The organism is Zarconia sp. (genome assembly GCF_057467645.1).
The window spans coordinates 1-13,014 of the sequence record NZ_JBRJXU010000107.1; the positions used below are offsets into that span (position 1 = coordinate 1).

The 13,014-nt window shown below is 49.0% G+C and carries 11 protein-coding genes; 1 reads left to right on the plus strand and 10 read right to left on the minus strand.

All coding sequences use genetic code 11. The features are described 5' to 3' along the window. The 7 genes from cpeY to AC2215_RS16140 all read right to left on the minus strand — a co-directional run. Positions 1-1,230, minus strand: a 1,230-nt coding sequence (cpeY, locus tag AC2215_RS16110) for a C-phycoerythrin alpha-cysteine-82 phycoerythrobilin lyase CpeY (RefSeq protein WP_486811011.1), incomplete at its 3' end; no start/stop codon positions are given. Between the two features lie 568 nt (positions 1,231-1,798). After that, on the minus strand, positions 1,799-2,293 hold the full coding sequence (cpeA, locus tag AC2215_RS16115; protein WP_486811012.1) for a C-phycoerythrin subunit alpha: 495 nt from the start codon (positions 2,291-2,293) through the stop codon (positions 1,799-1,801). A 165-nt stretch (positions 2,294-2,458) separates the two neighbouring features. Further along, complete coding sequence (gene cpeB / locus AC2215_RS16120) at positions 2,459-3,007, minus strand: phycoerythrin subunit beta (protein WP_486811013.1); 549 nt, start codon at positions 3,005-3,007, stop codon at positions 2,459-2,461. Positions 3,008-3,207: 200 nt separating this feature from the next. Then, complete coding sequence (locus tag AC2215_RS16125) at positions 3,208-4,269, minus strand: DUF1822 family protein (RefSeq protein ID WP_486811014.1); 1,062 nt, start codon at positions 4,267-4,269, stop codon at positions 3,208-3,210. 2 nt (positions 4,270-4,271) lie between these two features. Next, positions 4,272-5,810 carry a hypothetical protein gene (locus tag AC2215_RS16130; RefSeq protein ID WP_486811015.1) on the minus strand — a complete coding sequence of 513 codons (1,539 nt, stop codon included), beginning with the start codon at positions 5,808-5,810 and terminating at the stop codon, positions 4,272-4,274. Positions 5,811-6,193: 383 nt separating this feature from the next. After that, complete coding sequence (locus tag AC2215_RS16135; RefSeq protein ID WP_486811016.1) at positions 6,194-6,727, minus strand: DUF4330 domain-containing protein; 534 nt, start codon at positions 6,725-6,727, stop codon at positions 6,194-6,196. 60 nt (positions 6,728-6,787) lie between these two features. Continuing rightward, the gene (locus AC2215_RS16140; protein ID WP_486811017.1) at positions 6,788-8,731 is read right to left on the minus strand and encodes a hypothetical protein; all 1,944 of its coding nucleotides are present in this window, start codon (positions 8,729-8,731) and stop codon (positions 6,788-6,790) included. A gap of 221 nt (positions 8,732-8,952) precedes the next feature. Here AC2215_RS16140 and AC2215_RS16145 point away from each other — a divergent pair, with 221 nt between their 5' ends. Next, a complete protein-coding gene (locus AC2215_RS16145; protein ID WP_486811018.1) occupies positions 8,953-9,576 on the plus strand; it encodes a class I SAM-dependent methyltransferase in 624 nt (207 codons plus the stop codon). A 141-nt stretch (positions 9,577-9,717) separates the two neighbouring features. Here the strand turns inward: AC2215_RS16145 and ovoA are convergent, their stop codons facing one another. The 3 genes from ovoA to AC2215_RS16160 form a co-directional block, all read right to left on the minus strand. Next, on the minus strand, positions 9,718-11,052 hold the full coding sequence (ovoA, locus tag AC2215_RS16150) for a 5-histidylcysteine sulfoxide synthase (RefSeq protein ID WP_486811019.1): 1,335 nt from the start codon (positions 11,050-11,052) through the stop codon (positions 9,718-9,720). A gap of 81 nt (positions 11,053-11,133) precedes the next feature. Next, the gene (egtD, locus tag AC2215_RS16155) at positions 11,134-12,156 is read right to left on the minus strand and encodes an L-histidine N(alpha)-methyltransferase (RefSeq protein ID WP_486811020.1); all 1,023 of its coding nucleotides are present in this window, start codon (positions 12,154-12,156) and stop codon (positions 11,134-11,136) included. A 135-nt stretch (positions 12,157-12,291) separates the two neighbouring features. Next, positions 12,292-12,981 (minus strand): glycosyltransferase family 2 protein, encoded by a 690-nt coding sequence (locus AC2215_RS16160; RefSeq protein WP_486811021.1) that lies wholly within the window; start codon positions 12,979-12,981, stop codon positions 12,292-12,294. Between the last annotated feature and the right edge of the window lie 33 nt (positions 12,982-13,014).

A 13,014-nucleotide genomic window follows, 5' to 3' on the forward strand; every position in this document is an offset into this window, starting at 1 on the left:
ATCAGTCGCGGCAATTTCTCGAGCCGAAGTATCTCCCAATTGCTCGAGAGCCATCAAACAGGCATATTGAAGGTGGAAAATTGGGGTCTGCAAACACTCTCGCAGAATCGGAATCGCTCGTTCATCCCCAAGTTCTCCCAACGCAATCGCCGCCGCCCCTCGGGATTTTTGAAATTGCGGTGCCCGGTCGTGGAGGATGCGTTCGACCAAAAAGTCGTAGCTGCGAGCGCACCCAAACCCACCCAATAATTTAACGACGTGGTAATGGGCTCCGTAATCGTTCTGGGCTTTTTCTTCAAAGGTTTTCATCAACGCCGCCACCCCTTGGTCTGGGTAAACATCGAGTAGGGTTTGGCATGCCAAATAACACCGCCCGAAATCCGTTTGGTAAAGTTCGCCGATGACAAACTCTAAAGAGGGAGGGCGATCGTATTCGTGCACCAGAGCCAACTCACTGGGACGGTCTCGCACCACCCGGTCGAGTTCGGGTTCGATGTGAGCAAAATCGAACCGGTCGGCGTCCATTCCCATCTGTGCGAGCAAGCGCAGACCTCGCAAGCGAAAGACCATCGACACCGGACACTTGGCTATGTGGGGGATGGCATCGTAATATCGAGCATCCACCGCGTCTTGAATCGACGCCCGTCGGACGTTGACGTTGCCATGGGCGAACCCCTCGAGCACTCGGTTCATCCGGCTGTAATCCCCACTCAAGCGAGCCACGGCCGCAATCGCCGCACCGGCGACGGTTTCATCCTCCGCATCGGTTAATCTTTCCACCCGCTCGAGGGCATTTTTGTAGTCGAATTGTGAAAGAACTCGGATGATGGTTCGATAGTTTTGACCCGGTCGCGTCAGCAGTCGCGCGATGTCTTCGTAAATGCTCTGGTCCTCGGTACCGATCTCCCCAAGAGACCACACGGCATTCTCAACGGTATAGCAATCCTCATCGTTCAAACAAGCTCGAATCGCCGGCACTGCTGCTTGAGCTTTCAATCGTCCTAAACTTTCCACGGCTTTGCGACGGGCAATGCGATGGTACATCGCCGGGTTGCGATCGTCAACGGTTTCGATCAGGGCGCGAATGGAGCGCTCTGTGGGAAAATTGGCTAAATGAGAGACGGCGACGTAGCGGTCGGAGGAATCCTCGGGTCGGTCGCTCGAGGTTTTGAGCAGGTCGATGGCTTGCTCTTCTGTTAACCCGAAAATGTTGGCAAATCGTCGATCCATTCACATCACCCCCATCCGAATCCAATTTTGAGGTGGGGCAACCGGAGCTAAGGGGATAGGAGACATGCGCTCGAAGTTCATGTTTAGTCTTTCAATTTAATCTTTCAATGGGCTCGTTCGACTGGGCTCGTTCGACAAGGGCGATTGAGTTTCAATTTGAGGGGTCACGAGATCTTCGCTCCTCGTGCTGCTACGCAGAATTAAAAAGGCAGGCATTAAAAATTAAAAATGCTTGCTGTATATAGCTTTCACCCGTTGAGACCTGGGTGGTTATCGCTGTATTGAGTGCGGTTAGGACACTCCGCTCCAACATGAGCGGAGCTCGATCTTTCTTCCCCAGCTCCCCCAGCTCCACCAGCTCGCGGTCTCTTGTGTCTGAATACGACTGCATATAACCATATTTCTGCGGCGCTGCACTAGAGAAATAGAAACCCCGCACCGAGGGACGGTTTTGAGACTCCACCGTCAGATGCGGGATTTTTAGTTCTGTGGAAAATCTTCGCGGGCGCGAATCGATTCGCGCTCGCGAAGCATGAAAGCACTGGAAAATTCCAGCACTTGAACCCTCTTACGACAGGGAGTTGATCACGTAGTCGAGAAGAGCGTTGTACTCCGTGAGGGCTTGAGCCGACATATCGCGAGGAGCGCAACCGCGGGTGCGAATGAAGGAGAGGGCCGCAACGTAAGGAGCCGTGGGCAAATTCAGAGCTTTGTAGACTTCGCGCTGTCCGGCAATGCCCCATTCGTCCAAAGGACCGGTGCCGCCGACGACCAGGCAGTAGCTCACTAGGCGCAGGTAGTGCTTGATGTCGCGCAAGCACTTATCTTTGAAGGTTTGGGTGGAGTTGGCTTCACCTTCGTTGTTGAGGTAAGAATACTTCTTGATGCAAGCGTCGTAGCCTTCTTGAGCGACTTGATCGAGATTGCCGGCGAGCTTTTCGGCGGCTTCCATGCGGGCGGCTGCGCGCTGCAGGCTACCTTGTACGGATTCTAAATCGGAGGTGCTCGGGAAACGACCGGCTGCATCCGCAGCGGTCACAACGGTGGTAACAACAGATTTCATTTTTTTTTATGCTCCAGATTGGATGTGCTCGGGTTTTGATTTCAAGGCGATCGCACCATCAGAGGCGATCGCTTTGGGAGTCGCGTTCGAATCAGATACCCCTCAGAGTGCCAGGATTGAACAACCCCGATGACTCCATGGGTAGACCATCGACCGGTGAGTCCCTTAGCTGAGAGCGGCAATAACGCGATCGAAGTAGCCGGCTGCTTCAGCAATCAGGCTCGAGCAATCTCCATCAGCGGCACCCATCTTGCGATAGCGGCTACCACCAGCGGCTTCGGTGTTCGTTTGGTCGATGTGAGCCGTCGAAGATGCTTTCATGATTTGAACGGCGCGCACGGTTGAGGTGGCGGGCACGCCCAGAGCGGTATAGGTTTCTTTCAAACCGTTTAAGCAGCGATCGTCTAGAACCGATGCATCGCCAGCGAGCAGCGCGTAAGAGATGTAGCGCAGAACGATTTCACCATCGCGCAAGCATGCGGCCATGCGACGGTTGGGGTAGCAGTTGCCGCCGGCTTGAATCAAACCGGTGTTTTCGCAAATCATACCGGCGATGGCGTCGGACACGATGCAGCTGGCGTTGCTGGCAATGGCGTTCACGGCATCGAGGCGCTTGTTACCATCGGCAACAAATGCTTTGAGTGCGCTCAGGTCGCCAATGGGCGAGGTGCTCGCATCTGCTGAGACTACGGCTCTAGAAAAAGCGTCAAGCATTTATATCTCCTTGTCAATCAATTCGATTGTTTTGGGTTAGCGACTCGTGTTGAACTCGAGCCTTTTGCTGTTTAAAAACTAGTCGAGACCTCCCCGCTGCGTCTCATATATGAAAAACTAAGTAACATTTCGTTATCTTTTTTCAAATGAGGGATAGAGTCGGGAAAGACCACCGCAGCTGACCCGTTGTCAATTGTCCATTACACCCAAAATGCTTCGGTGACACTACGATCGCCCAAACCGACGCGCACCCGGAAACCTTTCCCCGGCTTAGTTTTAAAGCGTTTGAGTTGAATACAGCTATCCTGCTGGCGCGATCGCACTTCCTGGACGGTTTCGCCTCCTGGGGACAGCATCGCCAAACATAAATCTGGTGGCAGATATCGCCCCTCTCCAGCGGGGTGGATTTGGATGCGAATCCCCACTTTCTCCTGGGCTTCCGGGGCAACCGCCACCAGCAACGCCAGGGGAAGATTATCGACAGCCATGCCAAAATCGAGCAGTTTTGCCCGTTTGACTCCCGGTTCTCGGTTAGCCCCGGCTGCCACCGCCAGCGTCCAGTTACCATCGCCAACCACGAGAGTTTCCACCGCTTGCCACCCCGCCTCGAAGACGTTTTCCAACCATTGGCGCAGTTGAATCGTTGGTTCTACGGGGGGTTCTACTGCTGATTTTCTGGTGGTTTGAGCGATCGGTAAGGGAATGGCTGCGGGGGTAAGAAAGCGCAAATTTAGCAGCAGGCGATCGAGATTGGATTCAAATTCGGCAAAGGGAATCGGATAAGCGTTACCCTCATCGGGGGAAATGGTTTGAGTTTGACGATATTGAGTCAAGCGATCGAATCGCAAAAATCCCCGGACGATTGCCTGTTGTCTTTCTTCTAATACTTCCATCGCAACGTAAAAATGAGCGGTATTTTCGGGTATCTCGATCGCCCTTTGGGGAATAGACACGACTGACTCGATCGAATCTTCAATCGCCAAAATGGCTAGGGTAAATTCCCCCACTTTCAGGTAGCCGATCCCATCTACATTTTGGTTTAAATCTTCGATGGGTATATCGGGCATTCGGCTTGGCAACCATCGTTGAAACCCCAAACTGGCTAGGGTATTGAGATAGATTTGCCATGCTTGAGTTTCGTCGTCGATATTCTGGGTGAGGCGATCGGTGATTTTCCCAGCGCGATCGAAATCTTCGGGATCGAGTTCGATAATTTCCGTGGCAGGTAAATTGGCATCAAATAGTAAGGGGTTGGCATCCATTTTCAGTTCTCTCCTGTCTGGGGCATTTTCTCTCGGGTTTGACACAGATACCAGCACAGTCGTCGCACGTACAAACTCTCTTGGGTGCGCGTTCTGGAATCTCCGAGTTGGGCTTCGGCTTCCAGAAAAATCTGCGCGGATAAAAAGCTTTCAACCTGTTGGACTAAGTTATCGAAATAGTCGCGCTGTTGGGGATTTTCCACCACTTGCCAACCGCGAACTCCCTCGAGTATGGTTTGAAGCAGTTTTTCTTGGGTTCGATATCGAGTGCGATCGAATAATTTGGGGGCGAGGGGTTTGATGTTGCGGCTGACTTGAGATTGAGTAATTTTTAGTTTTTTGGCGACTTCACTTTGAGATTTTTTCTGGCAGTAAAATAATTGAAATGCCGGTTTAATCGCATCAGCTAAATGAGCGCACCGACGGCTGAGGGAGGCGATAATATCCACAAAAGCGCGCTCGATTCCCCAATCTAAACTATTCAGGGTTTTATCTTGTAAAAAATCTTGCAGTCGATCGCGCAAGTTCTCTTTTTTTTGGGTTTCTTCTAAAATTGAATTTTCTAAGGTCTGAGGGTCGGCAATTTCTTCGGATTTCTCCCGTCCGGTTACCGGATTGACTGCATCTAGAGAAGTGCCAACCGTCATCGGATTTTCGCAATAAATTCGGTACTCCCGCAACCGCTGCGCCATCCCTTGCAATTCTTGTATTAACAGGTTTTCGTCAATTTCTAATCCAAATTTTGCTTGTAAATCCGCCACCATCCGCTGCTGTTGATTTTCTGTGGGGGGTTGGCAGCGTCCGAAGGCACGATTTTTGCGCCGATCGCCTCGATAAATCCTATGATAGCTTTCTAAAATTGCCCCAGCTCGTTGAATTTCTGCATCGGAAACATGCACGATGGCAGTGGCAGAAACGTTATAAAACTCTCGAAATATTTTCTCTAATTCTTTGACGGATGTGGAGTTGAGAATGCTCCAGTAGGTATTGAAGTACAAACCGCAGGAGAGAAAAAATTTCTCAATTAGATCGCTTTGTCTGGTGCGTAAATATGTCCAGCCATTTAAACTTTTTCGTTGGCTGCGATCTCGTTTGAAATAGTCTTGTAAAACCTGAAAGGAATGGTAGAATGTAACCGATTGATTTCTCGGTTCGATCGGCTTTGCTTCATCCACTAAAACTAGCGCCAGTAACTCCTGCAACTGAAACCGAGTCCCCCGATCGCTAAATTTTAAAAACAATTCTTGACAAGCCGACAAAACTGCGTGAGAAAGATAGCAGCGCAGACAGATTGCTGCCTCGGATTTTGCCAAAACGAGATCGAGATTTTCGCCTTTTTCCACGGCTTTTTCTATCTGTGACAGCAGCCGAGTTTGAATTTTGATATCTTCGGTTTTTGAGAGTTCTGTTTCTCCTTTGAATTCTGGATAACCTCGATCGAAATAGCCTTTAGCTACTGGAACTTGCCGATATTTGTATCCCGTTCCCGCATCAGCCGGATCGATATGTACGATGGTCGAGTATCGATGAATTGGAACCATATTGTCGGTTGAGTATGCTCTCTTATTGGGATTATAGGTATCGGTGTTGGCAAATTTATGCACCTGCGAGTACCCGTTGTGACAAAAATTGCCCCAACCATGAATTTGGATGGGGCGATCGCGCTTTTTTCTGATATTCGTGATGTGTTGGATCGGTTAGGGGTTAAGCGCGCAGCCTTGCCGCAGGCTATACGGTCGCATTTGCCCTATGGAATGAGGATTTAATCATTTGTGCAATGCGCATCATACTTAACCCACCCCCAACACCTCTCGAGAGGGGAGAACAGAGGAATCGGTCTACCGATGAAATCGAACACCGGATTAAATTCTCGCTCCTCGGGAATGGCTGCGCCCTTGACCCCTACAGTTAATGCGATCGACGACTAGTCAAGCACGGTTACATCGATCGTACTGGCATTAAAGTTATACATTTCATCTTCCAATTCGATCAGGGTGCCGATTTTGAGTTTGCTATTACCCAGCACCGGTCCGTCGTCGGTAATTGTGGCATTGCCCCCCAAGGTAATCATCAGATTGACGCTGTAGAAGTTATCTCTGGGATCGGGAAGTGCTTTGACGGAACCATCGGGTTGGGGAATGGCGAGGATGCGGGGCACCTTCTCGACGGATTTGACATCCACCGTACCGTAGGGTTGATTGCGGATGACGATATTCGTTTTTCCCGTATCTCTGAGGCGAGCGATGAGAGCTTCTGGGTAGAGAACGCCCAACCCGCGCACGATGACTTTGATTTCCACAGGTTTGGTCGTCGGTGCGAGTTGATTTTGCGCCACCGAACCCGACGTACCGGGAAAGAAGAAGATGCCCACCACGACCATGAGGATGACCAGGGCCGCACCGAGATCGAGGATGCTAATTTTGCCAAATATGCGACCCTTTGAGTCCAATAGTTTCATAATCTCCCCAAACGATAATTTCAGTCGATCGTATCAGCAATAGAGGCCGATCGAAACCCTTCACGGATGCAATTGGGAAGAACTCGGATAGGGGGAAAAAGCAGTTCCGAACGGGTTGGGTTCGATTGCGGTTTGGGTGGCTTCTGGGGAAATCTCTGGGGATGAATCGGCAGGCTCGAGTCGGGTGTTCCCAGCGGTGGAGGCAACCGGCGATCTCAAAATTTGGGCAATTAGAGGGTTCTCGGCGATCGCCCGATGCTGGCGCGCGAAATCCGTAATTTGTGCCCTCTCTAGCTGATGGGTCTCTCGGTGCACCGCGAGCGAATGCAGGGCGAGTAACGGCACGATCGCCTCTGGGGTAACATCGAGCCAGTTTCCTCGATCTCGATCGAGCCATACTTTCAAATCGCGATTTGCCTGCCAATGGGAGGGAATCGGCTTCGAGTAGGCGCGAATCAAACAGGCGCGGGTTAACCCGAGGCGATCGCACTGTATCAGCCGCTTGAGAGCCGCCCCGACCGTTTGAGGGCGATCGCTTCCGATCGCGGCAACGCCAATAGCCGCGGGACGATGGTGCTGGCGACCGAGGATTTTAAAATCGATATAATTGCGATTGAAGCGTCTGGGGGTTACCCGATCGGAAACCGCCTCGATTTCTACCCCGGCAACGGTTTGTCCGACGAGGGCTTGTAAAGTGAACGATAACGCCGCAGCGATGGCAATATCGTCTTCGAAGGCAGCACTCCAATCGTTGGCAACGGCGCGATCGAAGGCTTCCTCCACCCGTTCGAGGGGATCGACTTCCACGGGTTTGAAATTTGCCTCGCACCATTCGATTATCTCGGTGAGGCTGAGGTTTTCCCGCATCAGCGCTTGGAGCTGAATGGTATCGAAGGGATAGACGGGGGTCGGGGGGATGAGGCGGTGGCGATTGTAGAACGGGTGCAGCCATTGGGCGACGATGGCCGAGATCGTCTCCGAGTCGGGAGTATCGAGTTCGATGGGTTCGGCTCCCCCCATGGCGCGACGCTTACCCCACAACGGCTCGATTTTCTCGTACCAAGTCGCCGGTGTCATCACGCTTAACAGAACCACCCCATAGCGCCGCTCTTTTTGACGGAGATTGTCGCAGAGGCGATCCACGCAAGAGGCGATCGCTTGTTCTTTTCGGTTGGGGGTTTCTTGGGCTTCGTCGGTGTCGAGTCGATCGAAACAAATCAGCGCCGTCGAATAATCCCCGATCGCCTGCAGAATTTGCAAGGTCATTTCCCATGCGACCGATTCTCTATTCTCCCCACTCAGATCCGGCAATCCTAACTCGTCGAGCTTCCACTGAGCCAGCCGGCGTCCGGCCAACCAATTGCGGGCAAAGGGAGCGCGATCGTTGCACAACGTCCACACCATCGCCCGAATTAAATCGGGATTTTCGATTTCCGGTTGGGCTTTAAACAGAATTTCCGTGACCTGATTCACCCACAATTGATTCTGAGCTAAGGAGCGATTGGTCAGTTTGCGGACCAACTTTTGAGGGGTTAAATGAGTCGAATCCGGCTGAGCGAAAAATAAGGCTCGATTCACCCAAAAAGCTGCCAGTTCTTGCCACTGCATCACCCCGCCAGACCCGGTATATCTGAGGCTATTGACGATGGCGTACAAGAGTGAGGAGCGGATGGTATTGGGATTGGTGAAATGTTGGGCGTTGACGTAGAGAAACAATCCCTTGCCGCGAGTTCGACATCGATGGCGAAGGCGACCGAGAAAATGGCTTTTTCCCATGCCCGAACTACCCAAAGCCGTCATGGAGCGAATGCGATGACCCCCACCCTCGGCCCGATCGATTTCTGGCCACACCCGATCGGTTGCTCGTTGGTTGAACGTTTCTAAATCCGGGCAATTTATACCCCAAATTTCTGGTTCTCGGACAGTGGCTCTCCCTTCAAATGGGTTGCCGCTTTCGATGGCTGCATTAATCTCTTTAATCGAAGAAGTGGCACGCTTTTCCATTCGAGCGAGAAAATGGGTGAATAAAAGGCACTTTTTTTGGGTTGCTTTTGACTTATAATTTATATTTTTTTTATCGTTTTGTCAACCTCAAAATGCCTGATTTTCAAGCTCGATCGCATTTCGATCTTCCTCGTAAACATTGGCTTTTATTCAAAATCTAAATTCGTGATATATTTAAAATTAATTTTTTAAAACAAGTATATTTACCTATTTTTTAAATTGTGGCGACCCTTTTAAGAGACTGGAGCTATCGTTACGAGTGGATGTATAACGGCATATCCAAGATTGCCGCCCTGGGAGTTGGTGGAGAGCGCCGTTTTCGCCAGTTAGCCCTCCAAAATCTAACCATTGCCCCCGATGCCAAAATTCTCGATTTGTGCTGCGGTTGCGCCCAGGTCACCGGATTTTTGGTGGGGGAGTCTCGCGACGTAGTGGGGTTAGACGCTTCCCCCCGCGCCCTAGAACGCGCGCGGCAAAACGTGCCCGAAGCCCGTTACGTGGAAGGGTTTGCCGAGCAGATGCCCTTCGACGATAATGCCTTCGATATCGTGCATACCAGCGTCGCCCTCCACGAGATGAACCCCACCCAATTGCAACAAATTATCTGGGAAGTTTCTCGGGTTCTCAAACCCAATGGCGTATTTACCTTCATCGATTTTCACGAACCCACAAATCCCTTATTTTGGCCCGGACTGGCGGCATTTTTGTGGTTATTTGAAACGGAAACGGCGTGGCAGCTGATCGAGACAGATTTGGTGGGTTTGCTGTCAGCGGTTGGCTTTCAAAAGAGCGATCGCACGTTATATGCTGGAGGTAGTTTGCAAGTGGTTCGCGCCTGGTTGTAAATTCGGTGGGAATCAATCAAGACCATGACGTATTCTTTTCAAGAATAACCATTCTTTGCACTCATAGCTTTTCCCTACTCTAAGTTTTTTCTAGAAGAATTCATGACATTTCAAAACAGAAATCAAAAAATTTTTTCATATCTATTTTGCCGATCCTAAATTTCGAGCGATCCGAAAACCTGCGTGTTGGTGAAAGTTGCGGCGGAACCAATTTCGACAGGCAGTCGAAGCATAAGCACCCGTACTCGCCCAAGATCCACCCACCATAATTTTGTGCTGAGTATCGAAGAATGGGGCGGAATAATCTTCGTAAAGGTAATGGGTCTTAAACCCCGGTAGCGGTTGAAAATCATCGCTTAACCATTCCCAAACATTCCCTCGAATATCGTAAAGTCCAGCGGGACTTTGAGCTGTTTCTAAACCACCGACAGGACTGGGAGAACCAAATTTGACATTGAGATTGAAGTCCTTATCTTCCTCGCAGTTCGCAGCCGCCACCTTCCACTCGGCTTCACTCATTAAGCGAATTCCCCGACCCCGCCAGCGACAGTAAGCCATCGCTTCGTCATGATTGACTTCGACGGGCCAGTCAAGGGGCAAATCGATTTCATCAAACATCGCTCGATACTTGTAACCTCTATTACTAGGTATCCAAAATTTAGGATGCTTGATGTTGTATTTCGTCTTCCAATGCCAAGACTCTTCGTCCCAAAAATCTCGATTCTCGTAGCCCTTCTCTTCCACAAACTTGAGAAATTCTCCGTTGCTGATGAGATATTGACTGGCTAAGAAGGGTTGAACTTCCACGTTTCGACTGCCGTATTCGATATCCCAGCCGTAGCTGGGGTCATCTTCCGGTTTGCCCAGTTCGGCCACTCCACCGGCAACCCGAATCATTTCATTATGGGAGACATCGCCATGAGTGGCTGCATATTGCCAAGATTCCGGACGTTCCACCCGTTCGACGGGCAACTGTCGGACGAGCATCGAAGAGGTTTCAAAATGAATGCGGTTGTGTTCCATCCCCATCATCAATGCCCACAGGGGACGATCTGGAGCGATCGGAAGATCGAGGGGTGTTTTTTGGAGAACTTCAACAACTTCTGCCTTGGCTTTGTCTCGATATCGCCACACATCTTCTACTTGCGGCCACTGTACATCTTGCATGGCTTCATCAAGTTCTTCGGGGGTCGTCGGATCGACCCCCATCTCAAACAGGATTTCGTACTCGGGGTGAATGCGCCGTTCTAATAATCCCACCCGAATGAGTTTATTGATATAAAAGACAGCGGAGTGACCTAAGTAGAAAATCAGCTGATTTCTGAGAGAGTCGGGATTAATATAAAACGTATCTTCTCCCACCAGACTTTTCATCAGAACTTCTTCGAGTTCCCAAGAATTCTCAAAGTAGTTTAAAAGACCTTCGCGATCGCAGGTTGCGAGGTGAGGGGATGAAATCGATGTGAATTTATTCATCGTAGTTTTTCAAGGAATTTGTCATTGAGACGAGATCGCGATCGCGAATTGATATGCAGCCGCGCCGATCGGATGTTGGAGTTACAACTTTTGAGAAAGTATCAAACCAAACCACTGTTTCGGATCGGTCCAGGTTGCCAGCGGTTTAAAACCTTTAACTTGAAGTTCTTCTTGTATGACCTCCAAATCGAACTTACGGGAAATTTCAGTCAGTATCGTCTCCTGGGTCTCAAACTCAACCTCCAGATTTAGTTTCTTCAGGTAGACGGTATGGGCTTGCAAACACCGCAAATGCATCTCAATTCGGTGAAGCCGTTCGTTATAAAACGCCCAATGCTCGAACAGTTTAGAATCGAAATTACCGGCAAAGCGCTGATTCAAATGCTCCAGCATATTGAGATTAAATTGGGCGGTTACCCCTTGCTCGTCATTGTAAGCCGCTTCGAGTATCTGTTTGGGTTTTTGTAAATCGATTCCGAGCAAGAAATATTCACCCACATCCAAGGCATCAAGGATTTGCGAGAAAAATCGATCGCACTCCTGTGGGGTCAAGTTTCCGAGCGTACTTCCCAAAAAAACGATCGTCCGAGAGAATAAGGATGTTGGTTTGAGTTGGGCAAGGGCTAGCTCGTAGGTGGCAACCAATCCTCGAACGGATAATGAAGGATATTCTTGAAGTAAGTCGCGAGCGCTTTCGATTAAAATACTCCCACTCACATCAATCGGGACGTATTTCAACCCATTTCCTAAACTTTGATAAGCATCTAACAGCAAGCGAGTTTTGGTCGAACTCCCACTCCCCAGTTCAACTAATTCGCAAGTCCCTGTCATTAGAGCGATTTCATGACTAAATCGCTCTAAAATCCAGGCTTCTGTGCGAGTGGGGTAATATTCCGGTAACTCACAAATTTGCTCGAATAACTGCGATCCGCGATCGTCATAGAAATATCGGGGAGGCAGAGACTTCGGGTTAGCAGTTAATCCGCAAATTACATCTTTTCCATCGACAAACTCGATCGCCCCATCATCTTTTCTGAGGTCGTGAATCTGCAGGCGTTCTTCTAAAGAATTAGTCTTTACTGTATTTTTTTTCAGGCTAACCAAGATACCATTCCATCAACAATCTCAGATATCGTACAGCAATACGTATTTCTAAATAGTAAGCTTAACACTTTTTAATTATTAGTTATATTTATATAAATGAGAATATATATTTAAATTATCAAAACATTAATAATTCTACGAAAATAGATTATATTTCAAAATACAAAATATTGCTTTAAATCCATCTCTCCAACCAATTTTTTTTCCTTCTTGATAGGTTCGACCGTAGTAAGAAATACCCACCTCGTAAATCCGGCAATTCATTTTTGCAACTTTTGCCGTCAGCTCTGGTTCGACCCCAAATCTAGATTCTTCTATTTTTATCGATCGAATAATTTCACTTTTAAATGCTTTGTAACAAGTTTCCATATCCGTCAAGTTAATATTCGTGAGCATATTCGATAGCATTGTCAAAAACTTATTGCCGACCATATGCCAGTAGTACACAACTCGATGGGGATTTGCACCCATAAAGCGAGAGCCAAAAACAACATCGGCTTTGCCATCGATAATTGGTTGAATCATTAAAGAATATTCTTGAGGATCGTACTCTAAATCTGCATCTTGAACGATTGTTATATCTCCTGTGACTAAGCTAAATCCCGTATTCAGTGCCGCACCTTTGCCGAGATTTTGAGAATGATATGCTACGCGATCGACTTGAGATTCGATCTCCGACTGTAGAAGCTCTCGAGTTCCATCACTAGAACAGTCATCAACAACAATAATTTCTATATTTTCAATTGAAGAATTTTTAACTGAGAGAACGACTTCTCGAATCGTTTTTACCTCGTTATAGCAAGGAATGATAACGCTGAGCTTCACAGGAGTTTACGAAGATAAAACCTCATGATTATA

Bases quoted from the DNA above. Each gene is read 5' to 3' on its own strand.
- AC2215_RS16135 (WP_486811016.1), bottom strand. From the start codon at position 6,727: ATGAAACTATTGGACTCAAAGGGTCGCATATTTGGCAAAATTAGCATC.
- AC2215_RS16130 (WP_486811015.1), bottom strand. From the start codon at position 5,810: ATGGTTCCAATTCATCGATACTCGACCATCGTACATATCGATCCGGCT.
- cpeB (WP_486811013.1), bottom strand. From the start codon at position 3,007: ATGCTTGACGCTTTTTCTAGAGCCGTAGTCTCAGCAGATGCGAGCACC.
- AC2215_RS16140 (WP_486811017.1), bottom strand. From the start codon at position 8,731: ATGGAAAAGCGTGCCACTTCTTCGATTAAAGAGATTAATGCAGCCATC.
- AC2215_RS16125 (WP_486811014.1), bottom strand. From the start codon at position 4,269: ATGGATGCCAACCCCTTACTATTTGATGCCAATTTACCTGCCACGGAA.
- ovoA (WP_486811019.1), bottom strand. From the start codon at position 11,052: ATGAATAAATTCACATCGATTTCATCCCCTCACCTCGCAACCTGCGAT.
- cpeA (WP_486811012.1), bottom strand. From the start codon at position 2,293: ATGAAATCTGTTGTTACCACCGTTGTGACCGCTGCGGATGCAGCCGGT.